Below are 26,927 nucleotides of genomic sequence, written 5' to 3' on the forward strand. Positions count from 1 at the left end.
ACCATGATAAAATACTTTTTCAAGCAATTTATGAATCTTAAAAGTGTAAACTATGTCCCTTTAACTTTGTAAAGGATGTCCCTTTACCGTACCTTGCTTACTGGTAACGTTTGGTATAAGCGTAGTAGCGGGATTAACGTACTGATTTTTAATTTTATGGCTGAACTTTGTTTTATAAATTTATTTTTAATTAAGCCCTAACTCCGCTATTGCGTTTATACTCGTGTTAGGCAAAGTTTTTTATCAGAAATATTCCTTATAAATGGCTTCTCCCATTTTTCGATATTGGCTAGATTTATATTTTTTAAATTCAAATTTGTTAATGTTCTTTAGCTTTAATTTGTAATTTTCAACTGTAGAAACTTTATTATTTTCTATTAGCAATCTCAAAATATTCAATACGCCATTTATAAAAGTTACAGTTAGTAAACCTTTTGGATTTCCTGGACTATAAGTTTTCCATTGATCAGTATCCAAATTCCCTTTTAATGCTATTAATAAATCTCTAATTTTTTCTACTGAGAACATTATGTAATCATCAAGTAAATCAAATTGATTATTATCTTTTTGTTTTAATTTCTGTTTATCGGGATGGTTCCAAATAAAGTAAATACTATCTTTAGCCTTTATATCTTCAATTTTTATCAAAGGTCTTAATCCAAAACTAACGATTGAAGCGGTTTTAATTTTTCCCTTTTCGTACCAATATTGTTCTATTAAATTTACTAGCGGACCACTTTTATTTAAACCTGTCAATATTCTTTTGCCAATTGCAACGGATGAAAATGGACTAATCATCAATTCTATTTCTTGTTTTAGTTGAGATTTTACATTGGTTTGATTAGAATTAATTTCTAAGAATAAATTGGCTTCAAATTTTAATCTTGCTTGCTTACTTTCAACCTTAGGGAAAAGTATTCCTGTGACTAACAAATTTTGAATAGTTCGCATTTTAGATATCTTAGTCTCATATTGATCGTCTCCTTCGTGATAGGCATAAGTTCTGTGTTGTCCATCAATCAAACCAATAATATTACATTCGTCATTAATTTCGATTAAGGCCGGAGTCACTTCTGTTGCATTTTTCCCTATAAATTGACCATTTTCATTTACTGAAAGAAGATTGTCTTCTTTGTCGTAGAGTTTGATTTTATCAATTGATATTGTAGAAATTATATTATTTATAAAAACTCTATTCTTTTCAGTTAAATATCTTCTCATACTGGATATTTTCTTAGCTTCAAACATACGCTGATAGTGACCAATATTTTCAATATCTCGCCAGCCGTTTTGTCTTAAAACATATGATCTTTTAAGTAAAGAATCGGCATCTATATAAAATGATACTATTTTATAACCTTCATCAAAAGAGCTTTTTTCTTCTGGAAGTATGTGTCCTGAAAATTTATTAGAGGATCCTAATGATGAATTTTTAATATTTAAGCCGTAATCTTCAACTGGAATGTTTATAAATTCTAGAAATTCATATTTACTTGATTTTTTGATTACTTTAGTTAGACTTTTAAAGTACTGTACAATGTGGTAATCGAAAAATATCACATCAACTATTACATTTTTATGTTCTTCTGAAACGCTTTTTTTGGAACAATAAAGAATTTTTAATCTCAATTCATTTTTTGAATAATTACCGTTAATATTTTCTTCGTAGAACTTTTTGAAACTTTTTAGTTTTTCTTCATTTAATAAAAAATCTATAAAAGTTCGCTTATCCTGATTGACTTTATCATAGAATATCTTTTTTGAGAATAAATGATCTTTAGGGTCGCCTATTGTATATTCTACTAGCAGAATAACATTTTCACTTATGAAAATGTCATCCATTTCTGTTTTCCGATTATCATACTCAAAATGCTTTCCATCAATATATGGCAATCTTTGAAAACCAATATTTTTCAGGATGGTTGAGACTTCATTTCTTTGATCCCTTTTTTCCTTTCTTACAGCCTTTTCTTGTGGAGAAAGTTTTTTCCTAGTTACTTTTTTTTTAGTTTTACCTTTAGCCATAAGTGAAAGTTTATAAGTAATCATTTTCATTTAAGTCAACACAAATCTTGCTTATGACTTTTATTTTAGGCGAATTAAGATCAGCGTTTTTTACATATGAATACGTATTAGTTTTTGTGTAACCAAAATGATCTTTATTATTGAATTTTTTAGAAATTACAAATTTGAATATTGGCTCAATACCAAATTTCGATAAAGGTGCTTTGTTAATTAACTTTTTTGCTTCATTTAAAAAGATAGTTTCATCAATTTGTCCAATAATTTGATATTCCACTCGAAGTAGTTTGTTTTTTATCTTACTAGCTTCTTTTGGAACAACAAATATTTTAAAATTATCAAAGTCGATATTCTTCTCAATATTATTACCTAGAACACGTGCAAATTTCAAGGACCTTAAATTAAGAATACGTTTTTCGAAATCTCCTTGATCTTTATTCTGAGAAAATTGATCATACTCTTTTCGATATTTAGAAAATGTTTTTTCTAAATATTCTTCGAACATTGAAATGTATTTTTCATTTAATTCAAATCCAATATAATTTCTGTTCATATAGGCAGATTGTGATAGAACTGTTCCACTACCCGCAAAAGGATCAAGAATATTATCATTCTCATCGGTGCTTATTTGAATCATTGTTGCTACCATATCTTGGGGTAACGGACAAAAATGTCTGATATATTCGTCTCCCCAAGAACCTTGAGTTGGAATAGGAAATTCCCAGACTTCATCTAAAGCCTTCCCTTTTGGATTATATCTTTCGGGATATTTTATCCACCATTTCTTTAGTTGTGAAGTATCATAAACTCGAACGCTATCCTTATTGGATTTGTAATTTATGCTTTTCGAGAAGAATAAGATGTATTCAAATTTTCGTTGCATAAAGCCATTAGTGGACCAAGGAACTGTTTTATCTTTCTTCCAAATAATAACATCTTGTAAAAGCCAACCAACTTCTTTTAATTTGTCAGAGAGATCAAATGGTAGTGTGATTACTTGATTATTTCGTTTAAACGTATCGATTATTATCCATAAAGTACCGTTCTCTTCTGTGATTTCAAATACACCTGCAAAAATCGATTTTAAATCTTTCAAGTAATCTTCATAAGTTTGTCCGTAGCCTACTTGATTGTCAGAATCATAGTCTTTCATATCATAGTATGGTGGAGATGTAATAGTTGTAGTAACCTTTGTCTTAGACCCAATGGATTCCAAAATATTTCTAGCGTCTTGGTTATAGATTACGTTTAACAATTTTTTCTTAGTTTTCAATTTTATATAATATATATGCTTTATTTTTTTCAAATTTTGCCTAACATTTATATATAAACCATCGACGTATATACAACATAAGAATGACGTATATATTCCTAATATATCCTCTTAAAATGTTAATCAAGCCAAATATAACAGAAATTCGCAATGCAAGTTTACGGAATACCACAATTGAGGTAAAATTTTTAGAGTTTTTTAAAGAAGAGCTAATAAAACCCTAAGAAGTCTCACAATTTTCACTTCATCCTCTTTCCTCCATTTATTATCCTTGAAACAATTCCTTTCTGGTCCGTGAGTTCCGCGATTATGATCCCTGATATATGGACTACAATAAATGCCACCAAATAATAAATTCCCAGCACGTGTACTTCTTCCAAGGGTTTTTTCCAATCTTTTGGACCCCATTCAATCAAAATACCGGTTATTAAGGATATTATAACACAGACATAAAAAATAAGATAAGTCCATTTTTGCATCTTTTGTTTTGTTGTCAAACCAGTGGTAAAGGGACTTTGAAAATTCATCTCCCCAAACAAGGGAAGTATAAAGCGGATGCTAAATAATCCCGTTAAAACGTAGCCTAAATAAATATGCCAGTCCCACATAGGCTTTCTAATCTGTTTTGCTAAGACGATAAGCTGCTCACGCGAAAGGGATTGATCAGTACCACTGAGATACGCCCCAATGATATCTGCCATATTGTTTTTGTTCATCCAAGTCAACCGCAAAAAGATGGTGACCAACAGAAGCAGAAAAGTAATCGCCACTGCCCAATGGATGATTCGGTAAATTCTGGAATAGGTTGTTGTTTTCATCTATTATTATTTATTGTTATTTTTTATTAATATTCAAGAAAGGGAGGAATTGCAAAAAGCAAATTCCAAATACCAAATACCAAATAACAAATTCAAAAAACAAAATTCAAAAAGTGTAGAGCAGTTAATGGACTTTGGTTTCGGTTTCCCTTCTATGTCGTGATTCGCTTCAGTCGTGGTTCAAACCATCATTCGTCGCTCGTACTTCAACTTTCGTATTTCGTATTTCAACTTTCGCATTTCAATTTTTCGTCGTTCGTCGTTCCCTTCCCTTCAGTCGTGATTCCCTTCGGTCGTGGTTCAAACCGTCATTCGTCGCTCCTACTTCAACTTTCGTATTTCGTATTTCAACTTTCGCATTTTAATTTTTCGTCGTTCGTCATTCATCGTTCCCTTCCCTTCAGTCGTGGTTCAAACCGACATTCGTCGCTCGTACTTCACCTTTCGTATTTCAAATTTCAACTTTCGAATTTCAATTTTTCGTCGTTCGTCGCTCGTCATTCGTCGTTCCATTCCATCCTAGTTCACAACGTCTAGACTCATCTGAATCAATGACTATGCCCCCCGCCTCCTTCTTCTTGCAACAAAACAAAACCACCTTTGGTTAAAAAGCGGTCGTTTGCTTTAAATTGAGAAGCGTTTTCAATGGCTGTAAACCCATTGTAAGTGGTGCCGATTTTTACTGCTACCGGATGGATTTCAAATTCGTCATCGGTTTCATTTTCAATTAAAAGCACAAAGTTTTTGCCTTCATTTTCCACTACCGCGTCTTCGGGAAGTGCCATATGCTCTGAAGTGCCCGTTACAATTCCCGCTTCCACAAACATTCCAGCGGTGAAGTTTTGCTCATCTTTTTCGCCTATATGCCCGTGAATCATTGCATTTCTTTTGTTTGGATCAATGGAAGTGCCCACCAAATGCACCTTGCCTTTAAAAGTTTCTTTGGACGCTTCGGGTACTGTAAACAGTATTTCCTGATCCTTTTTAAGTTGGAGTAAATCCTTTTCAAAAACCTTTAACTCCAAGTGAATATGATCTGTATTCATAATTTCCATAATCTTATCAGCTGGCGAAACATAGGTGCCCGTGTTTACAAATACCTGCGTTACATTCCCGTCAATGGGACTGTAAATATTCACTTGTGAAACAATATTTCCAGCAGCAACGGAAGCTGGGTTTATGTTGAGCATTTCAAGGTTCTTTTTTAAGCTATTGCTCCGCGCCAAAGCCGTTTTATATTCGCTTTCTGCTTTTAGAAAACTTTTTTGCGAAGTGATTTTTTCGTCCATCATTATCTGCTGCCGTTCGTATTCCGAATTAAGGTAGGAAAGTTGCGCCACGGTTTCTAAATAACTTTGTTGCATCGCGATAAACTCAGGGTTTTCCAGCGTTACCAAACGTTGCCCTTTCTTGACTTTATCGCCAATCAACAAAGGCGTGTTTTTTATATATCCACCGGAAAAAGCACTTATCACCGCACGACTATGTGGCGGCACGTCAATAATTCCGCTGGTTTGTACCGTTTCGGCAAAAGGTTTTTCTGCGAGTTTGCCTATCTCCATCGCAGCATTTTCAAATTGCGCTCGGGAAAGATGGATGATGTCGTCGTGAGATTCTCCTGCGGTTATTTCCGCCGTATCTCCTTCCTTTTCTGAATTGTTGCAGGCCGTTAAAACAAGGGCCAAAAGCAACAACAATGATTTTATATAGTTCATAATTAATATTTTAAAGCGTTAAATAGTTGATAGCGATTACCGCTTGGTTGTAATTGTTTAGGTTTTCGAGATACTGCAGTTCAATTTCATAAGCGTTTTCAAGGCTTTGGATATATTGAAAGAAATCTATCTCGCCGTTTTTAAAACTGATATTCGCCGTTTTTAAAATTTCTTCGGAAAGTGATTTCCCCTCCGTTTCATAATATTTAAGGGCTTCTTCATATTTTGAAACCTCATTGAGCAACTGCGCTCTTCTGGAATTTAGGTGAACCTCATAATCTTCGGCTTGCCTTTGGCTGACGTCCGCTGCGATTTTCGAAGCCTTTATTTTTGAAGCGTTACCACTAAAAAACAAGGGGATTTTAAGTCCGATCTGATACGCGTATAAATTCTGACTCAAGCCTGAATTACTACCCAAGGAATAAGAAAAACTGATATCTGGGAGCAGGTTTTGCTTTTCAAGACTGCGTTTTGCCTCAAAAAATTCATTCCTGTTATCATAATAATCTATGGCTGGATGGTCTTCCAAACCAAGCAGCGAAAGTTGCAGTTTTTCCAATGCCTGTTCTGAAACCAACAAACTATCTTCAGACTGAACCACCGTTTTTAATCGTTCCATCGCAATCTGCACATCTTCTTTGATCTGCCTATAATCGGTTTCCAATTGTCGTTGTTTAGCACGGGCGGTTATTTTTTCCAAATAATTGGTTTCCCCAAGTTCAAACCGGCGCTCGGCGGCGTGGGCAAAATTCTGATATAAACTGTCCAGACTTTTATAAACACGCTCCTGATTTTTCTCAAATAGAAATTGATAATAGGCCGCTTCCACCAAACCTTGCGTTTTTCGTTGTTCTACTTCAAACTGACTGCTTTGCATTTCATATTGACGTTGGTTTACAGCTTTTTCAGCAAAATAAACCGTGGGAAACAGGATGCTTTGCTCTACCCCAAAAATGTTTAGTGGCATATTGTTTGGCCCCATATTATTTTCGTCAAACTCATAATACACCTTTGTTTTTTCGAAATTGAAAGCGCTTCCTATTAAGGCTTTCGCCTCGTCCTTTTGTAGTTCTGAAGCTTTTAGTCCGGCGTTGTTTTCCAAAGCCATTTGTTGTAAATCCCGCAAGGTTTTAGGATTTTGCTGAGCAAACCCCGTCACTCCAAGAAGTAGTAAGAGAAAGGTAATTGGCAAAGCCTTCCCAAGTTTTCTAGGTGATTTTTTCTTTTTATCAGAATCAAAAATCGAATACAACACTGGCAAAACGATCAAGGTCAATATAAATGCGCTCGCCATCCCACCGATTACTACGGTTGATAAAGGTCGTTGCACTTCGGCTCCCGCTCCAGTGGAAATCGCCATTGGCAAAAAGCCCAGCGCAGTAGAAGCAGCTGTGAGCAATACTGCCCGCAATCTATCCTTAGAACCTTGAATAATCATTTTGTTCGTGTCTTTCATCCCTTCTTTTTTAAGTTCCTTAAAGTGCTCTATCAAGATAATTCCGTTTAATACTGACACTCCAAAGAGCGCGATAAACCCAACGCCCGCCGAAATACTCAATGGCATATCTCTTATCCACAATAACAACACGCCACCCACCGCAGATAACGGAATGGCCGAATAAATCAGCAGGGCTTCCTTAACGGAGCGCAGCCCGAAATACAGCATCACAAAAATTAACAACAAGGCGATTGGCACGGCTATGAGCAATCGTTTTTTCGCGCTTTCCAGGTTTTCAAATTGTCCGCCATAATCAATTGTATAGCCTACGGGAAGTTTTACGTTTTCGTCTATCACAGTTTGCACATCGTCTACAACGCTTTGTAAATCGCGGTTTCGCACGTTGACGCCCACCACAATTCTACGTTTTGTATCGTCTCTGGAAATCTGTGCGGCACCTTTTGAATATTTAATTTCGGCCAGTTCACTTAAAGGAATTTTATTTCCAGAAGGAGTGTCCACATATAAGTTTTGCAAATGGGAGATATCATTTCTATGATCTTCGTCAAATCGCAGCACCAGATCAAAGCGCTTTTCGCCTTCAAAAACACTACCTGCAGCTCTACCCGCAAACCCCATCGCAATGGTTTGGTTTAAATCCTCTATATTAAGTCCATAGCGTGCAATTTTTGCTCTATCGAATTTGACATTCATCTCTGGCAAACCGACTACTTTTTCCACGGTAATATCATCAGCGCCATCTATACCTTCAATCAACTCCTTAATCTCGCGAGCTTTTTTATCGAGTATATCCAAATCCTCTCCAAAAATCTTGATGGCAATATCGGCGCGAACCCCTGTAATAAGTTCATTAAAACGCATTTCAATAGGCTGACTAAACTCCACTTCCATACCTGGAATTACGGATAAAGCCTCCTTAAATTTATCTGCCAGTTCATTTTTGCTCTTGGCAGAAACCCATTCGCTTTTAGGCTTTAGCGTAACCATTACATCCGTTTGCTCCATAGACATCGGATCCGTAGGGACTTCCGCCGCTCCTAAGCGGGTTACTGCCTGATCTACCTCTGGAAAGTTATCAACCAGTATTTTTTCTATCTGGGTGGTTATTTCGATAGTATTGCTCAGGGAAGTTCCCGTTTTTAATACGGGTTGAATCACAAAATCCCCTTCGTCCAAAGTGGGAATAAACTCGCTTCCCATCGTGGAAAAAACAAATCCGGTAATGATTAACATTAAAACAGCAATGCCTATTACTAATCGCTTAGCGCCCAAGGCCCAACGAATAATAGGATCGTAAACCCGATTGAGAAAGTTCATTATCCGAACCGAAATATTTTTCGGCGATACTTCCGTAGGTTTTAGAAACATAGCTGCCGCTACTGGCACATAAGTGAAGCACAACAACATTGTTCCCAGCATCGCAAAGCTGAAAGTCAGCGCCATAGGTCGGAACATTTTTCCTTCTACACCGCTCAAGGAAAGAATAGGGATAAAGACGATTAAAATGATCAACTGCCCAAAAATGGCGGCATTCATCATTTTAGAGCTCCCTTTTTCAGCAATACTTTCTTGGGCAATCCTTCTCTCCGCGGGGGGAAGTGCCTTTAGTTTTAGTACGTTTCTGTTGATCTGAAAGGCTACAAATTCAACTATAATAACGGCTCCATCTACAATAATTCCGAAGTCAATTGCCCCTAAACTCATCAGGTTGGCATCTAACTTAAACAGATACATCATTGAGAGGGTAAACAGCAGCGACAGCGGAATAACCGATGCCACAACCAAGCCTGATCTTAAATTCCCCAACAAAAGAACCACCACAAAAATCACGATCAATATTCCCAGGATTAGGTTTTCGGCAATTGTGTGCGTGGTTCTCTCTATCAATTCACTTCTATCTACAATTGGGTTGATATAAACACCTTCGGGCAGGGATTTCGAAACCTCTGCCACCCTTTTATGTACGGCGTCGATCACCTTATCAGAATGACCGCCTTTGATCATCATTATCTGGCCCATTACTTTTTCGCCTTCGCCATTCCCCGTAATAGCACCAAAACGCATCGCGCTTCCAAATTGCACTTTTGCAACGTCCTTTATATATATGGGAAATCCATCTTGGGTTTTAACAGCGATATTTCCAATATCCTCAAGAGAAGTGACCAAGCCTTCCCCGCGAATAAAATAAGCTTGGTTGCTTCTTTCAATATACCCACCGCCTGAAATACTGTTGTTTTTTTCTAAAGCGGTATAGATTTCGCCCGCGGTAATGCCCATCGCATTGAGCTTATTCGTGTTTATGGCGACCTCATATTGTTTTAGATTTCCACCCCAAGTGTTGACTTCCACGACTCCAGGAATTCCTGAGAGTTGTCTTTTAATAATCCAATCTTGGATGGTCCTAAGGTCGGTGAGGCTATACTTATCCTTATGTTCAGGCTCAACGTCCAGAATATATTGATAGATTTCTCCCAGACCTGTGGTAATCGGGCCCATCTGTGGCGTGCCAAATCCCTCTGGGATATTCTCGGCTGCAGATTGTATTTTTTCGGCGATAAGCTGCCGCGGCAAATACATTCCCATATTCTCTTCAAAAACGATGGTAACCACTGAAAGTCCAAATTTTGAAGTGGAACGGATCTCCAGAACGCCCGGTAAATTCGCCATCTCCAGTTCTACGGGATAGGTGATGAATTTTTCCATATCCTCGGTGGAAAGATTTCGCGAGGTGGTAATAACCTGAACTTGATTGTTGGTAATATCGGGCACTGCCCCGATGGAAATTCGGGTAAGTGAAAATATCCCGAAAACAATGAGCGCCAAAGTGAACAGCCCAACAATCAGTTTATTTTTAATACTGAAATGAATGATTTTTGATAACATAATTAAATGATGACCTTAGAATTTCAACATAAAAAAGGGGAATGTTGAAAAATTAAACTAGGATTATAGGTTTCAAACTGTCCAGAAATTCAGACAATGAAAAACGACTACAGATGTAGCTTAGAAACTGAATTCTAAACAATACTGCTATTTAATTATGCAATTTTAGGGGGTTGAAAGATAGAAGCTCTTTCCAGGAAGTAATAAAGATCCTGATAGTAAAAATGTGGATTGGCAGTATAAGTAACCACCGATTTTTCAAACGGAAATTCGTATCCCATTACTATTACTTCGGCCAATAGATGATTACAGTGATTATGCTGAAATGGGAGATTCTCGTGTTGCGATTTTTCATCTTGATGGCTTTTTTGATGCTCCGTTTTTAGATCGCCGTAGTGCTTTTCAAAAAAGGTAAAAAAATCATCACCAAATTCTTCAGAATGAAATTTTGCGTGCTCTACCAAATCGTTAAGCATAAAAACATCAGACATACTAAGACCCACGCTTTGAACAAAGACGAGAAGGGAAAGCGATATGGCAACTAGAGTTTTCACTTAGACCCCAAAAATATACAATATTTTTGGAATTGTATATGACTTGTGACAGCTTAGTATCTTAATTTTCGAGTTCCACAGTTTCCAAATCGGAAAAAATATCGACTCAAGTATAGCATTCGTCATCAATTAATTTTAACTTCGTAGCAATTCCTTCCAATTATGACTATACACGACTTCAGCAAAGAGAATTCCCTTATCAACAAATACATTTTGGAAGTTCGGGACGTATCAATCCAGAAAGACCGTATGCGTTTCAGAAGAAATATTGAGCGCATTGGGGAAATTTTGAGCTACGAAATGAGCAAAACCTTGGAATACAGCTCGAAAACAGTACAGACTCCTTTAGGTGAAAAAACTGTCAACGTTCCCAATTCCGACATTGTTTTATGTTCCATTCTTCGCGCAGGAATTCCGTTGCACCAAGGAATTTTAAATTATTTTGACGGCGTTGAAAATGCTTTTATCTCTGCTTACAGATACCATCCAGATGGTGGGGATGAATTTGAAGTACATATAAAATATCTGGCCTCCCCTTCTCTTGAAGGAAAGACCTTGATTCTTGCCGACCCTATGCTGGCAACAGGAAAAACACTCGAAAATGTTCTTAAAGCCTTTGAAAGTCACGGAACACCAAAACAAATCCATATAATCTCCATACTCGGCGCCAAACCCGGAATCGATCTCGCCGATATTATCTACCCTAAAAACACCCATTTGTGGATTGCCGCTGTTGATGATGCCCTTAATGAACGAGGCTATATTGTTCCCGGACTTGGCGATGCAGGGGATCTTTGTTATGGGCCGAGACTTGATTGATTGTAGACGGTAGTTTCTAGACGCTAACTTGAGTCAATTAATACCTTAAATAAAAATCTCCGTGTCCTCCGTGCCTCTGTGGTTCTCCTTATTAAACCCAAGGAAAAAATCTTCCTGATCTTTTTTTGTATTCTGAATAGTTTGGAAATTTTTCAATGAGTTGTTTTTCCTCATAACGGGTTTTGAAGTAAAACAAAAGAAAAAGTAAAGTAGTAATAAGCAATCTATATCCAGAATCACTGATAATCGAATATCCAAAAAAAGCTAAAATAAGTCCCGTATAAATGGGATGGCGCACAAATTTATAAACCCCTGTTTCAATAAGTTTCGCTCCCGGCAACGGACTCGGGAATGGCGATAAATTGACGTTGAGCTGCAATACCGCAACAACGGTTATTACAAATCCTAAAACAAAAATCCCCACGCCAAACCAAAATAGAATAGGTGGAAAAAGGATTGTCATAGATTCAATATCAAATGTAAATGCTATAAATAGCAGGAATTGAAGTAAAACGAATACTATATCTTTAAATGGTATTTTCAATTTTGAATTCTATTAATTATTTACTGATACTGCCACTGCCTACTGCCACTTATTTCCTCTCGCAAGGCTTCGATACAATTTTATGGAAGACAAATTCTGTGTTCTCGTTAAAACTTGGTAACCATAAAATCACTCAGCCACCTTGAAAATTAAGTGTAATTAAATCACTCTAAATAATATCAAAATTCCAAATTCCAAAAGGCTAGACTAATGAATTAACTTCGCTTTCACTTTCCGCCCTGGTTCCTATTTCTTTTAAACGAAAAATCAAAGGTGCCTGAGTATTTTGAAAGCACTTTAAATAATAAAAAACACTAATTAATCTTCTAAGGCTTTCAAAATTTATCGAAGGCCCATTATTATAAAAAGCTCATTACCCGCCCTCGACGGAATGGAATTATAGGCCGTTTCCATTTTCTCGATTATAAAACTTTCTTCAAAAAGAGAGCGGTATTCCTGTTCATTACCGCCAAAAGGTGGTTTGTCATTATTTAGAGGAATATTAAAAAGTAAGCCCACCAATTTACCATTAGGCTTTAATATTTCGTGCATTTTTGAAGCGTAATCTTTTCGAAATTTAGGATCCTGGGCACAGAAAAAAGTCTGTTCTAAAATAAGATCATAGGTTTCTTCTAAATCGTAAAAGTCGCGATGCAACAGATTTTCCTTGGGAAAAGAAGGAATTCGTTTTAATAAGTTTTCAAGTGGAATACTGGAAATATCAACGACGGAGACATTCGTAAATCCTCTGTTAAACAGATATTCGGCTTCATAGGAATTACCACCTCCAGGAATTAGAATCTTTAATTCTTTGTTGGTGAGTTGATCGATATACTCTTTTAAAGGAATGGAAACATAGCCAATATCCCAACCCATATCACCAGCAGTATATTTCTTGCTCCAAAAGCTTTCGTCTAATTTCAAGTTATTCATTTTCAAAGGGTTCTAACAAGGGTTTCAGGTTTCAGGTTTCAAGTTGCAGGATGCAGGTTAAAAGCAATAACTTTCTTGTTTCTATGCTCTTTGTCTCTTGTCCCTAAAAAAATAAACCACTCTCTCTCAACTACTGACTACTGACTACTGACTACTGACTACTGACTACTGACTACTGACTACTGACTACTGACTACTGAAAAATTAAATATCTCAAATTCCGTGCAATTCATTTTCTTTAGCTCTTTTTATCATTGGTATCCAATTTCTTCCCGTGCATTTTGTTATAGTGTTCCTCAAACCAAACAGGTTCTTCAATTTTAGTATCGAACATATAATCGGCAATCTTTCGGATGCTTGACTCTGGGTAGAATTGATACGGCATTAATCCAAATTTCTTAATAGCTCCTGGCATTTTCGATTTTTCTTCGGAAGGGCTTTTAGACCATGCCACCATATCATTGACAAAATCTTCTTTTGAAGTATCTTCTGAAATATAGTGCATTTTTATAGCCACCATTGGCGGAGCTGCCATATTATCTTCAGCGGCTTTTGGGCTATGACACGCGTAACAGTTGTTTTCCATCAATAGCTTTCCCGGATGTTCCTGAAAGACTTCCATTTCAGCATAGTCACTACTGTCGGCCATGGCCAAATAGTCCTTGCCATTGTTGTTGTTGTTGTTGTTGTTACAGGAAGCTAATAGAAGTACAGAAAATAACGTAAGAAATATCTTCATAATTTAAATATTTAGGCGGGAACACTTCAAAAATAAATTTAAATAACTTTTGTGGCAGTAACAAAGGTTACATTTCGAAAGCATTTTAAATGTTCAATTTAAAAAAATGATGTTCTAAAGTGAAATTATTTTGATGCTATTTCTAAAAAGTTCAATTTCACCTAAATTCTCCAGCTTTTTCAACAAACGCGAAATCACTACGCGCGAGGTGTTAAGCTCATAGGCAATCTCTTGATGTGTGGAATTGATTATAGTGTCTTTTGTTATCTTCTGCTTATTTTGAAGATATTTCACCAAACGCTCATCCATATTTAAAAAAGCAATGCTATCAATGGTTTCGAGCATTTCGGTTAAGCGTTCGTGATAGCTTTGAAGCACAAAATTGCGCCAGCTTTTGTACTTGCCCATCCACTCTTCCATTTTTTGAATCGGTACCATAATCAAGATTGTATCCAGCTCTGCCATAGCACGGATCTCACTCTTTTTTTGTCCCAAACAACATGTCAAAGTCATAGCGCAAGTGTCACCACGTTCTAGAAAATAGAGCAACAACTCGTCTCCATTATCATCTTCCCTTAAAATTTTAATAGCTCCAGAAATAAGAAGTGGCATAGACCGAACATAATCGCCAATCTCTATTAGCTTATCCCCTTCCTTTACCTCCTTTAAAGTGCCTACATTATTTATTTCTTCTAGAAGTGCATCCTCAAAAAGATGGGAGAAGTTATCCTTTAAATTATTCAGCATTAGAAATTATTTATAGATTCGGATAGCTAAAATACAGCTTTTAGATTACTTTTCTTTCGCCTCTTTCTTCTTCTGCCGCTCCAATTTTCTAAAATATCCACGGAAGAAAAAATTGTGTTGCAAAGCCTCCATGTTTTGGTTTAGTTTTTCCGAAGCCTCCTTTATTTGAAGCATGGTGGAATCTATTTCCCTCACAAAAGTTTCATCTTGCGTAAGATGATTAAGAGCGCCTTTTCCTGACTTTATTTCCTTTATATAAGCATCTAGACTTTCGGTCATCTCATTAACATCCTTACTAGAATTTTCAAGATTGCTGAATACTGTTCTTATTTGATTTGCGGAAGCCGTATCGCTCAACAAAACTGCTGCAGCGCTTTCGTCATAGTTGACTTTTGAAATAATCTGATTGATTTTAGCCATAGCCACACCAGTTCCTTCCGAAGTCTTTCTGAGTTCAACAAGTGTTTGCTGAATGTTTTGCGCCATAATAGTGTCATTGATCAAGGTGCCTAAAGTACCTTTCCCCATCAAGATTTGTTTGGCTATTTTTGATAGATCTTCATTGGTTGTACTTAGGGTCTCAAGCATATCGTCCATGCTAACTTTATTGGATGTGTGAATGGTATCTCCTGAAACCACATTTGTTGCTTGCTGTTTATTTCCAGGGAAAATATTAACCACCATACTTCCAACCAAGCCATCGGAACTGACTGAAGCTTGAGCATCCTTTTTAATAAAATAAGCCGCCTTTTCGTCCACCGTCATTTCGATAGAAATCTCGCCTACCTGTATCATTTCAATGTTGGATACCGTCCCAACGTTGATTCCTGAGTAGCGCACATTATTGCCTAATTGAAGCCCGTTTACATTATCAAAAACCGCATACAACTGAATGTTTTTGCTAAACATATTCTGTCTTGATCCTATGAAATAAAGAGCAGCCACGAGAATTATAGTTCCCATGACCACAAATATTCCAACTCTTATTTTTTGTGAAGTTGATTTTGACATAACTTTAATTTTTAAAAAATGCTCGGGTCTGTGGATCGCTCGAATTTGAAAGCTCCTCAAAAGTACCCTCGGCATAATTGATTCCATCTACCAGCAAGATCATTCGGTTTGAAATAACCCGCGCGCAATCCACATCGTGCGTAATGATTAGGGAAGATGTGTTATATTGTTTTTGAATAGTTCGCATAAGCTGAATAATTTCGTATGCCGTAATAGGGTCTAAACCTGTGGTTGGTTCATCATACATAATAATTTTCGGCTTTAAGATCAACGCGCGAGCCAAGGCTACCCTGCGCTGCATTCCACCTGAAAGTTCCGAAGGCATCAAGTCAATAGCGTGCAAAAGTCCTACACTTTCAAGCGCTTCCGTTACCGATGCTTCGGTGCTCTGGAAATTTTCAACTTTATCCTTATGCCGCCTGAGTGGAAATTCCAGATTTTCACGAACTGTCATCGAGTCATACAATGCGCTACCTTGGAAAAGATATCCGATTTCAGTACGTAAAAAATCCAATTCCTCCTGCCCCATAGAAATAACATCTTGATCTTTAATGGTGATACTTCCGCTATCGGGTTGAATTAAACCCACAATACATTTAACCATTACCGATTTCCCAGAACCAGATTTTCCCATGATAACGAGGTTCTCCCCTTCATAAAGTTCCAAGTTGAATCCTTTAAGCACATGGTTATCACCAAAGCTCTTCTTAATATCTTTTAGCTGTAAAACAGGCTTTTTATTTTCTTGAGAATTCATTTATACTGTAAAAAATATATCGGTTACAAAAACGGCGATAAAGTCAACTACAAACACTAACATAGAAGCATAAACTACTGCTGCGTTTGAAGCTTCTCCCACGCCAACGGTTCCTTTGGCACAATGATATCCTTTGTAAGTTCCCACAAGGCCAATTGCGAAACCAAAGAAAAAAGTCTTTACGGTCGCTGGAAAAACATCACTAAATTTTAAAGCATCAAATGTTTGGTTAAAGTAAAGTGTAAAGGAGACGTCACCTTTTAGGTTTTCCACGATTGCTGAACCAACAAGTGCGACGGCATCACCCAAGATTACTAATAAAGGCAACATAAGAGTGACCGCGAGAATTCTAGTTACAACTAAGTATTTAAACGGATTGGTGCCCGAAACTTCCATCGCATCTATCTGTTCTGTTACTTTCATGGAACCCAACTCTGCTCCTATTCCTGAACCGATTCTTCCTGCGCAAATCAAGGCGATAATCACGGGACCAATTTCCCGAACTATGGAAAGACTGACCATTGAAGCCATCCACGATTCAGCCCCAAACTGCATCAAGGTGGGGCGCGATTGTAGCGTGAACACCAACCCTAAGATAAAGCCAGTAACTATCACCAACAACAAAGAGCGATTGCCCACATTATAACATTGGCGCATCAATTCCCTAACCTCAAAAGGTCTGCTGAACACTTCTCGAAAAAAGCGTCCTGCAAAATAGGTCATATCGCCAATTTCTGCGAAAAATGATTTGGTGCGGGCTAGTATGGTGTTTGATTTATTCATTTAAAAATAGGAAACTCAAATGTAAGTAGGTTTTTAGGGAATAGATATGATATAAATCAGCCTAGAGCGGTTATTGATTTAGGCAAAATTTTCACTATTGAAGAATTTAATAGATACTTTCTATTTCTGAAATATCCTTTTCAATGTTTTATTTTTCACGGCTTTTTAAGGTAATAAGCGTTATCTCCGGTCGCATTCCCAGTCTTCCCGGAAATCCCAGCCAGCCCAATCCTCTTGTAACGTATAAGTATTGATTTTTTAAATGATATAATCCTGCCCATCGTTTGTATTTATATTTTATAGGGCTCCACTGTTTTCCCATAATCTTGATTCCCGCTTGCATTCCGTGGGTATGGCCCGAAAGTGTAAGCGCAATATCTGTGTATTTTAACACTTCTTCATCCCAATGGGAAGGATCGTGGGAAAGTAAAATTTTAAAGGGAATAGCTTCCACTTCATTTAAGGCTTTAATTAAATCTCCATCCTGTCTGAAAGGCGGCAGTCCCCAATTTTCAATACCTATAATTGCAATGCTTTGATCATTTTTTGATAGCGCAATTCCTTCGTTTAGAAGTAACTGAAAATCGATTTTACCGAAGAAATCTTTTATAGAATTAAAATTTTCGCTTTTGGCTTCTGGGGAATCCCAAATACTGTAATCGCCATAATCGTGATTTCCCAAGATGGCATATTTTCCTTTTTTGGCGGATAATTTTCCTAGGACCTCATCCCAGCCGTTCAATTCCCAAGAAAAATTATTTACTATATCTCCGGTGAATAAAATAAGGTCGGCATCCAATTCATTTATAATCTTAACTGCCCGTTCCAAAACCTTGTATCGATACCCGAAACTTCCAAGGTGAAGATCGGAGATATGGACAATTTTTAAATTATCAAAAGCCTTCGGCAGCTCTTTATGAGGAACAGTAACACGGTAAACTTTAAATTTATAGACCGCTTTAGAAACGGCATATACAATAACGAAAAAAGGAAGAAATCCCGCTATTAAACCTACGACGGGAACAATGATTAAAGAATCGGTGTCGGAGAAAATATAATTTGAAAAGTATAAAATGCTAACAACTATAACGAAGATGATTTTCGGAATAAAAGAAGAAATGGTTAGTCCGTATAATGAAGATATCAGAGATTGTCTTCTAGTTACCGGCACAGAGTCCATTCGGATTTTAAGTGTTAAAATAGCAGTGACTAAGCCGATGGTAAAAGTCCAAAACAGTATATAAACAACCATTTTCACTATCGTAGAGTCAATAAACTGAGTGATGGATTGTAGCCAATAAAAAGTAAGCGCATCTACTCCCACAATAACGAGACACAACAAAAAGATTGCAAAAAGTGAATATGTACGCATTATTGGTTTTTATTATGGTGGCCACTATTTTTTTAGCTTTGCTTCACGCGTTGATAGCTAAATAAACTCTTTAGTATTGAATAAGCCAGCTTTAAAGTTCAACTTCAGTCTGGATTCTAATGTTTCGCTTTTATTCCTAAAAATAAAGAAATGAAGACTATTATTAAGCCAAGTACCAGTAATATTTTATTGGCCTAACACTTAAAAGTCCTTCCAAATTTTACCCGTAACCCCGAATCCCCAATCCCTCTTACGATGATAATGTTGAATTTGAGGAATAAATAATCTGGAAGATTCAGGGTTTTCGGAAGATTTTGAAGCCTGAGACGATTACAAATTTATTAACCCGTAAACCGTTGGCCACAGTTTAAACCTGATAGGTTTCAAAAACCTGTCAGGTTTGGGATATTCACGGATCATTCTCAAGAGTTGTGTGTGGATTGAAAAAAAAAACAGAACTCCTTTCCTCCTTCGCTCATATTTCCCTTTTCAAATTTATCCTTTCTACTTTCTACTTTCATTTAAATATCTTCAATCCCGAATCCCCAATCTGTCATACTGAGCGCAGTCGAAGTACCGAATCCCCAATCCCTAAAATTATTATTCTACTGCAGGCATTACCATAATTGGCACGTTGGTGTGATATACCATTTGTTTTACGACTGGTTTAAACAAGAGGTTTTCAAAAAACGAATGTTTATTTTGAACCATAACCAGAAAGTTCACCTTTTGTTTTATTTGAAATCGCTCTACAGCCTCCACTAAATCTACATACTCCTCTGTATGAAAAATGTGATTATTATCTTTGATAAACTGTTCAAATTGACTTTTTAACTGCTCTTGTTTCGCACTTAAAGACTCACCGAAGTAGATATTTAAAACATTAAGTCTCGCTTCATGGCTCGTACAAATAGACTTTAATTGCTTTAGACTCTTATTTTCCATAGAAAACTTAAAGTCCGTTGGAAACAGAATCTCTTTGGGTTTTTCATAAGAAAACTCGTCTGGGATCGCTATTACAGGACAGGTTACTTTTTTAATAGTAAACATAGTATTCGTTCCTAAAAATACCTCCTTTGCTCCTGTCGCTCCTTTGGTTCCCATTATAATTATATCAATGTTGCGCTCCTTGACCACAGCTATAATTTCATTGACCAATAAATTAAAAGAAGATAATCTTATAAAAGTGTGCTTTGAGTTTTTAAATTTTGACTTTAGCTTCTCTTCTATTTCCAGCAATTCACTTTCTGAAGTCTTTCTTGTAATTTCCTCTATCATCATGGCCGATTGACCATTTACATATGCTGAAGTATTATATGCGACTGGTGTATATGTGTTGAGTAAATAGAATGTGCAGTCTTCATCTTGAAAAAGCTGCACGGCATACTCCATAGCGTTAAAAGCGTTCTGGGAAAAATCTGTTGGAAGCAATATGTTTTTCATTTTGAAAGTGTTTATGTTAATACCTGTAAACAGCTAATTTAAATCACAAAACAGCATTTTACAATGACCTTAGTCATATCTGTCAATTTCTAAAAGTAGTTAGGCAATTGAAACTTAGATAAATTGACCTGACTTAGGATTTATTATCTTTGGGTTTTATTAATTTGTTGAATCAATTGTCACAATGAAAAATGTTGGTCTAGTACTATCAGGTGGAGGAGCACGCGGGGCTGCGCATATAGGCGCTTTAAAAGCTTTTGAAGAATATGGTATCTCTCCGACTCATGTTTCTGGTACTAGCATTGGAGCAATTGTAGGGGCTTTATATGCGGGAGGCGTACATTGGTCCGAAATATTCAGTTTTTTTAAAGAAACCTCTATTTTTCATGCCAAGAGATTCGCCTTTAACAAACCCGGATTTATTGATACCGAAAAGTTTTATGCGGATCTTCAAGTATTCTTTCCAAGAGATAATTTTGATGTTTTGGAAAAACCGTTATTTATTACCGCAACAAACGTGATATCGGGAAATTTAAAAATTTTTAGCAAGGGGCAGCTTATAAAACCCATTATAGCTTCTGCTTCTTTTCCAGGGGTTTTTACTCCTACCGAAATCAATGGTTCTTACTATATCGATGGCGGAATACTAAACAATTTTCCAGTCGAGCCTTTGAAGAAACACTGTGATAAAATTATAGGAGTTTTTATTAATTCGCTAAAGAAAGTAAGTATTGACGATCTAAAACACTCCTATTCTGTAGCCGATAGAGCACTAAAAATTGGGGCTGCAGCAGAATCGAAATTAAAGTTTCCAAAATGCGATTTAGTTATTGCTCCTAAAGATTTGGGCAGCTATGGCATCTTTGGAATGAGTAACGCAGATACCATCTTTGAATTAGGCTATTCCGAGACAATAGCAGTTTTAAAGGAGAATGAAAATCTTTTGCGTAGTAATTCATTTTAAAAACGATGTGGATTAAACTAGGAATATTGCTCATCGGGTTTATACAAGCTGGATTATTGCCTCACTTTGTACAAAAAGCATTAAAGCATGTTAGTTTTGATTTAAACAATCAGACGCTCAGTTTTTTTAGCAATAAAGATCTCTATGGCGAAAAATTTGTAAAAGGATATAAACGGCTACTTTTTGCAACGGCCATCCTCACCTATCTATTCTTTTGGCTTCTAACGGAATATTATGACCTTGGAGAATACCATAAGTTAATCCGGTATATCGATCTTGGTTTTGGATCATTGGCGCTGCTCGCATTTGTGCCTCATAATTTAAAGCCCTATAGTTTAAAAAGTCTCGCGCCATCTTTACAACGAATACTTCATAACCTGCTTGGAGTAGTAGTCTTTCTATCACTGCCAGCTTTAGTTGTTACTTTTCAAGTAGCAATTCTTCCCGAAGCCAAATTCCTTGGGATCTCAGGAATCATTATAATCGGACTCACTGTGCTATCCGTCGCTCTTTCTATTTTTAAAAACGGGATTAATGGGGCGACAGAATTATTGTTTATCAACGGAATAAGTTTCTGGACTATCTATGTGACTATAATTACTTTTTTAAGTTAAACCACTTTTCAATATGACCCTTTATGATGGTGGAAAGACAATAACCCTCTATTAAGGTTTTAAAAGAGAATGAAAATGTATTAGGAAATAGTGAGTGTCTGGTAACTAATAGTTTATATCAACATCGCTTTCCAATCATCCAAATTGAATTAAAGAAGTTGCCCGTCTTTTGATCTTTGGTTAGTTAATAGATCAAAAGGCTTAGGTTCTAATACCAATTAAACATTCAAATGTCGCATAAAATTAGTTTCTTTCCCGCCTGCCGGCAGCCAGGTTAACTCATCTGTTGTTATAAAAATCAATCGTAGGCTTTGACTATGCTCGATTTTTCTTCCTAAACTGAACTAAAAATAATTCAAATTTTTAATACGACATTTAAAAAATCTAATTGGTATGATATTTCAATTAAGCGTTTTTCTTTTTTAATCTTTCTAGCTTATCTTCCATATCACTAATGATATCTTCGGCTTTACCGCTCATATTTGCGACGGAATTTTTAATCTTTTTCTCAAATTCAGCTTTATTCTCGTTGGCTGTTTTCACAAGCTCCTTTTTGGCTTCGTTTAACCAATCTGAAACATCTTCCGTAGTATCGGCAGCCGCACGCTTTAGTTTCTTTCTAGTTTTACTCCCTTTATCAGGAGCATAAAGAATTCCCACTCCTACCCCGATCGCGACACCAGTTAATATTCCGATAAGCATTCCTCCATTGTTATTTTTCATGATATTGGTTTTTAAATTAGTTATTATGATATAAAGTTAAGATGATAAAAGGCTTTACAAAATGATTTATGTCACTCTTATAAAATATTTATCTTTTTCTTATGATTCTGATGTGAAAAATTAAAACTCACTCTCTCACCGGCAATCAACTCGCTACCCTCTAAAAAGTATTATAACATGAAATCAAATTGAAAGTCAATGTAGAATTAAACCTAATCATAATTCAAGTTCAAGCTGAATGGGACAATGATCGGAACCGTAATAATCAGATAATATTTCAACCTGATTTATTTTGTCCATTAAAGGATTGCTGACCAAAAAATAATCAATCCGCCAACCTGTGTTTCTTTCTCTAGACTTAAATCGATAGCTCCAAAAAGTGTAAGCAACTTTCTCTGGATTGAAATGTCTAAACGAATCTACAAAACCTATATTGAGAAGATTATCCATTCCGTCAATTTCTAATTGCGTATAGCCCGCAGTTTTGTTGTAGTTGGCTTTGTCGTTTTTAAGGTCAATCGCTTGATGCGCAACGTTTAAGTCGCCACAGAGAATAACAGGTTTATCTTTTTCCAGATTTTTTAGATAAACCAGAAAATCTGCATCCCAAGTTTTTCTATAACCCAGCCTTACCAATTCACTTCCAGAATTAGGAACATAGGTGTTTACCAAATAGAAATCCTCAAATTCTGCACATAGAACGCGTCCTTCCGTATCGTGCTCCGCAACGCCCATATCATAGGTTACAGCTATAGGTTTTGTCTTGCTTAAAATCGCAACGCCAGAATATCCCTTTCTTTCGGCAGAATTATAGTATTGATGATAATCAGTTATTTTTGACAAAGCTTTCTCAACTTCGTCGTCTTGAGCTTTTGTTTCCTGAAGGCAAAGTACATCAGGATTCAGTTTAGAGATATCCTCAAAGAAATCTTTTTTAGTTATTGCTCTTATGCCATTTATGTTCCAAGAGATTAGTTTCATGGTTACTTTATCTTTTTAATTAGGAAGAATTATCGATGGAAATACGTCATCCATATTTCTGATTAAATTTTACAACGGAATATTCCCATGCTTTCGGTTTGGTCGCACTACATCTTTCGTTTCCAACATCGCAAACGCTTTCAACAACTTTCTACGTGTTTCTCGTGGCTGGATTACCTCATCAATAAATCCACGTTGAGCAGCTTTAAAAGGATTAGCAAAAGTTTCTGCATATTCAGCTTCCTTTTCTGAAAGTTTTAGCTCTGGGTTTTCAGCTGCAGCAATTTCTTTTCTGAAAATAATCTCACTGGCGCCCTTTGCTCCCATCACAGCTATTTCAGCCGTTGGCCAAGCATAATTCATATCTGCGCCAATGTGCTTGCTGTTCATAACGTCATACGCGCCACCATAAGCTTTTCGGGTAATTACGGTTACTCTTGGCACCGTTGCTTCACTTAAAGCGTAAAGTAATTTCGCGCCGTTAAGAATAATCCCGTTCCATTCCTGATCGGTTCCTGGAAGAAACCCCGGAACATCTACCAAAACCAACAGTGGAATATTAAAGCAATCGCAGAAACGTGTAAATCGCGCTCCTTTTTTGGAACTGTCCACATCTAAAACTCCCGCCAAACTCATCGGTTGGTTTGCGACTATTCCAATACTTCTACCGCCAAGTCGTGCAAAACCTACAATAATATTATCCGCGTAATCTTTGTGCACTTCAAAAAAGGAATCCTTATCTATTGTTCCTTCTATCACGTCGTGCATATCATATGGCTTGTTGGCAGAATCTGGTACGATAGTTTCCAATTCATCCCGAAACTCATCAGCAGCTTCAAACGGCAGTTTTTCAGTAGTGGTTTTATTGTTCTGCGGAAGGTAACTTAACAAGGTTTTTACCTGTTCTAAACAAACGATATCGTTCGCAGCAGTAAAGTGCGTAACGCCACTTTTGGTGGCATGCGTTTTTGCACCCCCCAATTCTTCCGAAGTTACATTTTCATTGGTAACGGTTTTTACAACGTTTGGTCCGGTAACAAACATATAGCTACTGTCTTCCACCATTAATGTGAAGTCCGTCATTGCTGGAGAATAAACTGCTCCACCCGCACACGGACCCATAATGGCTGAAATCTGCGGAATTACTCCTGAGGCTTGTACGTTTCTATAAAAAATATCCGCATAGCCGCCCAAAGATCGAACTCCTTCCTGAATACGTGCGCCCCCTGAATCGTTTAGACCAATTATTGGAGCACCAACACTCACTGCGTGATCCATTATTTTACATATTTTCTCGGCGTGTGTTTCCGAAAGTGCACCTCCAAAAACCGTGAAATCCTGTGCAAAAACATATACCAATCGTCCGTTTATTGTCCCGTAGCCTGTAACGACGCCATCACCGTAATACACTTCTTTTTGCATATCGAAATCGGTGGTTCGGTGAGTTACAAGAATACCCATTTCTTCAAAAGAGCCTTCGTCAAGAAGATATTCTACGCGTTCGCGAGCTGTGAGTTTTTTCTTTTCGTGTTGTTTTGCAATTCGCTTTTCTCCGCCGCCCTTTTTTGCTTCGGAAATTATTTCTTGCAGTTTTTTGTTGTTGTCGGTCATAGAATTAATTATTTCTTTGCGCCCTCTGCGTCTTTGCGGTAAAATTACACCGCAGAGCCGCAGAGAACGCAAAGTATTTACTTCGGTAATCGAAGTTTTTCTGAATCTTTTAAATATTGTTGCAATGCGAAGAGTGCTGCTATTTTTGCCTCTTCTTCATTGATTGCCTGTAATTTTTCTTCGGAATAGTATTTCTTTACAAAGTTGGTGTCGAAATTTCCACTGCGGAAAGCTTCGTGTTCAAAGACAAACTTTCCAAACGGAAGTGTGGTGCTCACTCCTTCCACATCGTATTCCGCAATAGCTTCCAGCATTGTTTGCATCGCCTCGTTTCTAGTTTTTCCGTAGGTAATCAGCTTAGAAAGCATCGGGTCATATTGAATTGGCACTTGCATTCCTTCTGTAAACCCATCATCCACACGGATGTTTTTTCCGCTCGGTGGACGATAAACTTCCAATTTACCAACACTAGGCATAAAATTGTTTAATGGATCTTCAGCATACACACGGACTTCAAAAGCGTGGCCAGTGATTGTTAAATCTTCCTGAGCAAAAGCAAGTTTTTCGTTATTAGCAACTTTTATCTGCTGCTCTACCAAGTCCAGTCCTGTTATCAATTCGGTAACGGGATGTTCCACTTGTAAACGGGTATTCATTTCGAGGAAGTAGAAATTGAGTTTGTCATCCAAAAGGAATTCCACCGTTCCAGCGCCAACATAATCGCAGGCTTTTGCAACTTTTATAGCTGCTTCCCCCATTTCTTTTCGCAATTCCGGAGTCAAAACCGAAGACGGAGCTTCTTCAACCACTTTTTGATGACGCCGTTGAATACTGCATTCCCGTTCAAAAAGATGAACTGTATTTCCAAAATTATCAGCTAAAACCTGAATTTCGATATGTCGCGGGGAAGTAACAAACTTTTCAATAAAAACCGAACCATCGCCAAAAGCATTTTCGGCTTCGCTGATAGCACGCTTCATTTGATCTTCAAATTCTTCGGCATTTTCAACAATACGCATTCCTTTTCCACCGCCACCAGCTGATGCTTTTATAAGAATTGGAAAACCAATCTCTTTGGCGATTTCCTTTGCTGCACCAACATCTGTAATTGCTTCGGCAGTTCCAGGGACCATCGGGATATCGTATTCTTTTACGGCATCCTTTGCTGCGAGTTTGCTTCCCATGATACGAATTGCGTGCGATTTTGGGCCGATAAAAATCATTCCGCTTTTCTCTACACTTTCGCCAAAGTCAGCATTTTCACTTAAAAATCCGTAACCTGGGTGGATGGCATCAACGTTTAATTCCAAGGCAACTTTTATAATCTTGTCACCTAATAAATACGATTCATTGGAAGGTGGTGGACCTATACAAACGGCTTCGTCTGCATATTTTACGTGTGGTGCATCTCTATCTGCTTCGGAATAAATGGCAACCGTTTTAATTCCCATATTTCGGGCGGTTTTCATTATTCTAAGCGCTATTTCGCCACGATTGGCGACTAATATTTTTTTAATCATTTGTCTCTAATTCAATTAACAGCATTCCTTTATCCACCGTCTCACCTTTAGCGATGTTTACGGATTTTACAATTCCATCACGTGGTGCTGAAAGTGTATTTTCCATCTTCATTGCTTCCAGAACACAGAGGAAATCGCCTTTTTTTATTGTGTCTCCTTCGGAAACATTTACTTCCAAAATCAATCCAGGCATCGGAGCATTAATTTCATCTTCAACCGAAGCATTCCCCAGAGAAAGTCCCATTTTAGAGATAAGCGCATCAAGTTGGTTTTCTAGCTTAACTTGATAACGATTGCCATTTATTGATACGGTGTAGCTTCGTTTAACATAATCTGCATCAAGAGTTTCAACCTCAACCGATTTGTTGTTATATATGAGATTGGATTTTTTATTGTCGGAAATAACATCAAGAGTTTCCAAATCTTTCGAAGTCATTGAAAATTCAAAATTATCATTGACAATCGCTTTATATTCTTCTGCCATAAATAGAAATTTTGATAAAGGTAATATTTGTGGAAAGATTATGCCAATAGGAAATCCTTATATATTAAAAAGGTGCCTAAAAGTTAGTCGTCTCCAACTACGGTTTACGACCCTCCTACGGCGGGCGGGCCACTTCTGAAAGACGTAAAACATAAGTC

The 26,927-nt window shown here is 37.0% G+C and carries 23 protein-coding genes; 3 read left to right on the forward strand and 20 right to left on the reverse strand.

What is annotated here, in order from left to right:
• Positions 1-243: 243 nt before the first annotated feature.
• The 6 genes from G440_RS0112290 to G440_RS0112320 all read right to left on the reverse strand — a co-directional run bounded on the left by G440_RS0112290 (position 244) and on the right by G440_RS0112320 (position 10,724).
• Positions 244-2,025, reverse strand: a complete 1,782-nt coding sequence (locus tag G440_RS0112290) for a DGQHR domain-containing protein (protein ID WP_026451578.1) — start codon at positions 2,023-2,025, stop codon at positions 244-246.
• Between the two features lie 10 nt (positions 2,026-2,035).
• A complete protein-coding gene (locus G440_RS0112295; protein WP_034259489.1) occupies positions 2,036-3,295 on the reverse strand; it encodes a DNA methyltransferase in 1,260 nt (419 codons plus the stop codon).
• A gap of 239 nt (positions 3,296-3,534) precedes the next feature.
• Complete coding sequence (locus G440_RS0112300) at positions 3,535-4,113, reverse strand: cytochrome b/b6 domain-containing protein (RefSeq protein WP_026451580.1); 579 nt, start codon at positions 4,111-4,113, stop codon at positions 3,535-3,537.
• A 548-nt stretch (positions 4,114-4,661) separates the two neighbouring features.
• Complete coding sequence (locus tag G440_RS0112310) at positions 4,662-5,828, reverse strand: efflux RND transporter periplasmic adaptor subunit (protein WP_034259491.1); 1,167 nt, start codon at positions 5,826-5,828, stop codon at positions 4,662-4,664.
• Positions 5,829-5,838: 10 nt separating this feature from the next.
• Positions 5,839-10,170, reverse strand: coding sequence for a CusA/CzcA family heavy metal efflux RND transporter (locus G440_RS0112315; RefSeq protein ID WP_026451582.1), 4,332 nt, complete (start codon positions 10,168-10,170; stop codon positions 5,839-5,841).
• A gap of 155 nt (positions 10,171-10,325) precedes the next feature.
• On the reverse strand, positions 10,326-10,724 hold the full coding sequence (locus G440_RS0112320; RefSeq protein WP_026451583.1) for a hypothetical protein: 399 nt from the start codon (positions 10,722-10,724) through the stop codon (positions 10,326-10,328).
• 162 nt (positions 10,725-10,886) lie between these two features.
• Between G440_RS0112320 and upp the strand changes: the two genes are divergently transcribed.
• On the forward strand, positions 10,887-11,543 hold the full coding sequence (gene upp / locus G440_RS0112325) for a uracil phosphoribosyltransferase (protein WP_026451584.1): 657 nt from the start codon (positions 10,887-10,889) through the stop codon (positions 11,541-11,543).
• A gap of 91 nt (positions 11,544-11,634) precedes the next feature.
• On the opposite strand, the gene G440_RS0112330 is transcribed toward upp, so the two are convergent.
• The 9 genes from G440_RS0112330 to G440_RS0112375 form a co-directional block, all read right to left on the reverse strand.
• On the reverse strand, positions 11,635-12,087 hold the full coding sequence (locus G440_RS0112330) for a methyltransferase family protein (RefSeq protein WP_084426757.1): 453 nt from the start codon (positions 12,085-12,087) through the stop codon (positions 11,635-11,637).
• Between the two features lie 342 nt (positions 12,088-12,429).
• Positions 12,430-13,020, reverse strand: a complete 591-nt coding sequence (locus G440_RS0112335) for a methyltransferase domain-containing protein (protein WP_034259493.1) — start codon at positions 13,018-13,020, stop codon at positions 12,430-12,432.
• Positions 13,021-13,258: 238 nt separating this feature from the next.
• On the reverse strand, positions 13,259-13,759 hold the full coding sequence (locus G440_RS19945) for a c-type cytochrome (RefSeq protein WP_051285356.1): 501 nt from the start codon (positions 13,757-13,759) through the stop codon (positions 13,259-13,261).
• Between the two features lie 114 nt (positions 13,760-13,873).
• Entirely contained in the window at positions 13,874-14,506 is a 633-nt protein-coding gene (locus G440_RS0112345; RefSeq protein WP_026451587.1) for a Crp/Fnr family transcriptional regulator, read from the reverse strand.
• Between the two features lie 45 nt (positions 14,507-14,551).
• Positions 14,552-15,517 carry an MlaD family protein gene (locus tag G440_RS0112350; protein WP_026451588.1) on the reverse strand — a complete coding sequence of 322 codons (966 nt, stop codon included), beginning with the start codon at positions 15,515-15,517 and terminating at the stop codon, positions 14,552-14,554.
• Positions 15,518-15,521: 4 nt separating this feature from the next.
• A complete protein-coding gene (locus tag G440_RS0112355; protein WP_026451589.1) occupies positions 15,522-16,274 on the reverse strand; it encodes an ABC transporter ATP-binding protein in 753 nt (250 codons plus the stop codon).
• Positions 16,275-17,057 carry an MlaE family ABC transporter permease gene (locus tag G440_RS0112360; protein WP_026451590.1) on the reverse strand — a complete coding sequence of 261 codons (783 nt, stop codon included), beginning with the start codon at positions 17,055-17,057 and terminating at the stop codon, positions 16,275-16,277.
• 148 nt (positions 17,058-17,205) lie between these two features.
• The gene (locus G440_RS0112365) at positions 17,206-18,429 is read right to left on the reverse strand and encodes a metallophosphoesterase (RefSeq protein ID WP_026451591.1); all 1,224 of its coding nucleotides are present in this window, start codon (positions 18,427-18,429) and stop codon (positions 17,206-17,208) included.
• A gap of 600 nt (positions 18,430-19,029) precedes the next feature.
• Complete coding sequence (locus tag G440_RS0112375; protein ID WP_026451592.1) at positions 19,030-19,872, reverse strand: universal stress protein; 843 nt, start codon at positions 19,870-19,872, stop codon at positions 19,030-19,032.
• Between the two features lie 184 nt (positions 19,873-20,056).
• On the opposite strand from G440_RS0112375, the gene G440_RS0112380 reads away from it, so the two are divergent.
• Both G440_RS0112380 and G440_RS0112385 read left to right on the forward strand, forming a co-directional pair.
• Positions 20,057-20,836, forward strand: a complete 780-nt coding sequence (locus G440_RS0112380) for a patatin-like phospholipase family protein (protein WP_034259496.1) — start codon at positions 20,057-20,059, stop codon at positions 20,834-20,836.
• A 5-nt stretch (positions 20,837-20,841) separates the two neighbouring features.
• A complete protein-coding gene (locus G440_RS0112385) occupies positions 20,842-21,450 on the forward strand; it encodes a hypothetical protein (protein ID WP_026451594.1) in 609 nt (202 codons plus the stop codon).
• 405 nt (positions 21,451-21,855) lie between these two features.
• Here G440_RS0112385 and G440_RS0112390 read toward each other — a convergent pair whose 3' ends face one another.
• The 5 genes from G440_RS0112390 to G440_RS0112410 all read right to left on the reverse strand — a co-directional run bounded on the left by G440_RS0112390 (position 21,856) and on the right by G440_RS0112410 (position 26,769).
• Positions 21,856-22,173 carry a YtxH domain-containing protein gene (locus G440_RS0112390; protein ID WP_026451595.1) on the reverse strand — a complete coding sequence of 106 codons (318 nt, stop codon included), beginning with the start codon at positions 22,171-22,173 and terminating at the stop codon, positions 21,856-21,858.
• A 216-nt stretch (positions 22,174-22,389) separates the two neighbouring features.
• Positions 22,390-23,154 carry an exodeoxyribonuclease III gene (locus G440_RS0112395; RefSeq protein WP_026451596.1) on the reverse strand — a complete coding sequence of 255 codons (765 nt, stop codon included), beginning with the start codon at positions 23,152-23,154 and terminating at the stop codon, positions 22,390-22,392.
• A 69-nt stretch (positions 23,155-23,223) separates the two neighbouring features.
• Entirely contained in the window at positions 23,224-24,765 is a 1,542-nt protein-coding gene (locus G440_RS0112400; RefSeq protein WP_026451597.1) for an acyl-CoA carboxylase subunit beta, read from the reverse strand.
• A 77-nt stretch (positions 24,766-24,842) separates the two neighbouring features.
• Positions 24,843-26,282 carry an acetyl-CoA carboxylase biotin carboxylase subunit gene (accC, locus tag G440_RS0112405; RefSeq protein WP_026451598.1) on the reverse strand — a complete coding sequence of 480 codons (1,440 nt, stop codon included), beginning with the start codon at positions 26,280-26,282 and terminating at the stop codon, positions 24,843-24,845.
• Entirely contained in the window at positions 26,278-26,769 is a 492-nt protein-coding gene (locus tag G440_RS0112410) for an acyl-CoA carboxylase biotin carboxyl carrier protein subunit (RefSeq protein WP_026451599.1), read from the reverse strand. Before G440_RS0112410 ends, accC begins: the two co-directional genes overlap by 5 nt.
• Between the last annotated feature and the right edge of the window lie 158 nt (positions 26,770-26,927).

The organism is Aequorivita capsosiphonis DSM 23843, from assembly GCF_000429125.1.
GTDB lineage: Bacteria > Bacteroidota > Bacteroidia > Flavobacteriales > Flavobacteriaceae > Aequorivita > Aequorivita capsosiphonis.

Bases quoted from the DNA above. Each gene is read 5' to 3' on its own strand.
- G440_RS0112290 (WP_026451578.1), bottom strand. From the start codon at position 2,025: ATGGCTAAAGGTAAAACTAAAAAAAAAGTAACTAGGAAAAAACTTTCT.
- G440_RS0112300 (WP_026451580.1), bottom strand. From the start codon at position 4,113: ATGAAAACAACAACCTATTCCAGAATTTACCGAATCATCCATTGGGCA.
- G440_RS0112310 (WP_034259491.1), bottom strand. From the start codon at position 5,828: ATGAACTATATAAAATCATTGTTGTTGCTTTTGGCCCTTGTTTTAACG.
- G440_RS0112315 (WP_026451582.1), bottom strand. From the start codon at position 10,170: ATGTTATCAAAAATCATTCATTTCAGTATTAAAAATAAACTGATTGTT.
- upp (WP_026451584.1), top strand. From the start codon at position 10,887: ATGACTATACACGACTTCAGCAAAGAGAATTCCCTTATCAACAAATAC.
- G440_RS0112335 (WP_034259493.1), bottom strand. From the start codon at position 13,020: ATGAATAACTTGAAATTAGACGAAAGCTTTTGGAGCAAGAAATATACT.
- G440_RS19945 (WP_051285356.1), bottom strand. From the start codon at position 13,759: ATGAAGATATTTCTTACGTTATTTTCTGTACTTCTATTAGCTTCCTGT.
- G440_RS0112345 (WP_026451587.1), bottom strand. From the start codon at position 14,506: ATGCTGAATAATTTAAAGGATAACTTCTCCCATCTTTTTGAGGATGCA.
- G440_RS0112350 (WP_026451588.1), bottom strand. From the start codon at position 15,517: ATGTCAAAATCAACTTCACAAAAAATAAGAGTTGGAATATTTGTGGTC.
- G440_RS0112355 (WP_026451589.1), bottom strand. From the start codon at position 16,274: ATGAATTCTCAAGAAAATAAAAAGCCTGTTTTACAGCTAAAAGATATT.
- G440_RS0112360 (WP_026451590.1), bottom strand. From the start codon at position 17,057: ATGAATAAATCAAACACCATACTAGCCCGCACCAAATCATTTTTCGCA.
- G440_RS0112365 (WP_026451591.1), bottom strand. From the start codon at position 18,429: ATGCGTACATATTCACTTTTTGCAATCTTTTTGTTGTGTCTCGTTATT.
- G440_RS0112375 (WP_026451592.1), bottom strand. From the start codon at position 19,872: ATGAAAAACATATTGCTTCCAACAGATTTTTCCCAGAACGCTTTTAAC.
- G440_RS0112380 (WP_034259496.1), top strand. From the start codon at position 20,057: ATGAAAAATGTTGGTCTAGTACTATCAGGTGGAGGAGCACGCGGGGCT.
- G440_RS0112385 (WP_026451594.1), top strand. From the start codon at position 20,842: ATGTGGATTAAACTAGGAATATTGCTCATCGGGTTTATACAAGCTGGA.
- G440_RS0112390 (WP_026451595.1), bottom strand. From the start codon at position 22,173: ATGAAAAATAACAATGGAGGAATGCTTATCGGAATATTAACTGGTGTC.
- G440_RS0112395 (WP_026451596.1), bottom strand. From the start codon at position 23,154: ATGAAACTAATCTCTTGGAACATAAATGGCATAAGAGCAATAACTAAA.
- G440_RS0112400 (WP_026451597.1), bottom strand. From the start codon at position 24,765: ATGACCGACAACAACAAAAAACTGCAAGAAATAATTTCCGAAGCAAAA.
- G440_RS0112410 (WP_026451599.1), bottom strand. From the start codon at position 26,769: ATGGCAGAAGAATATAAAGCGATTGTCAATGATAATTTTGAATTTTCA.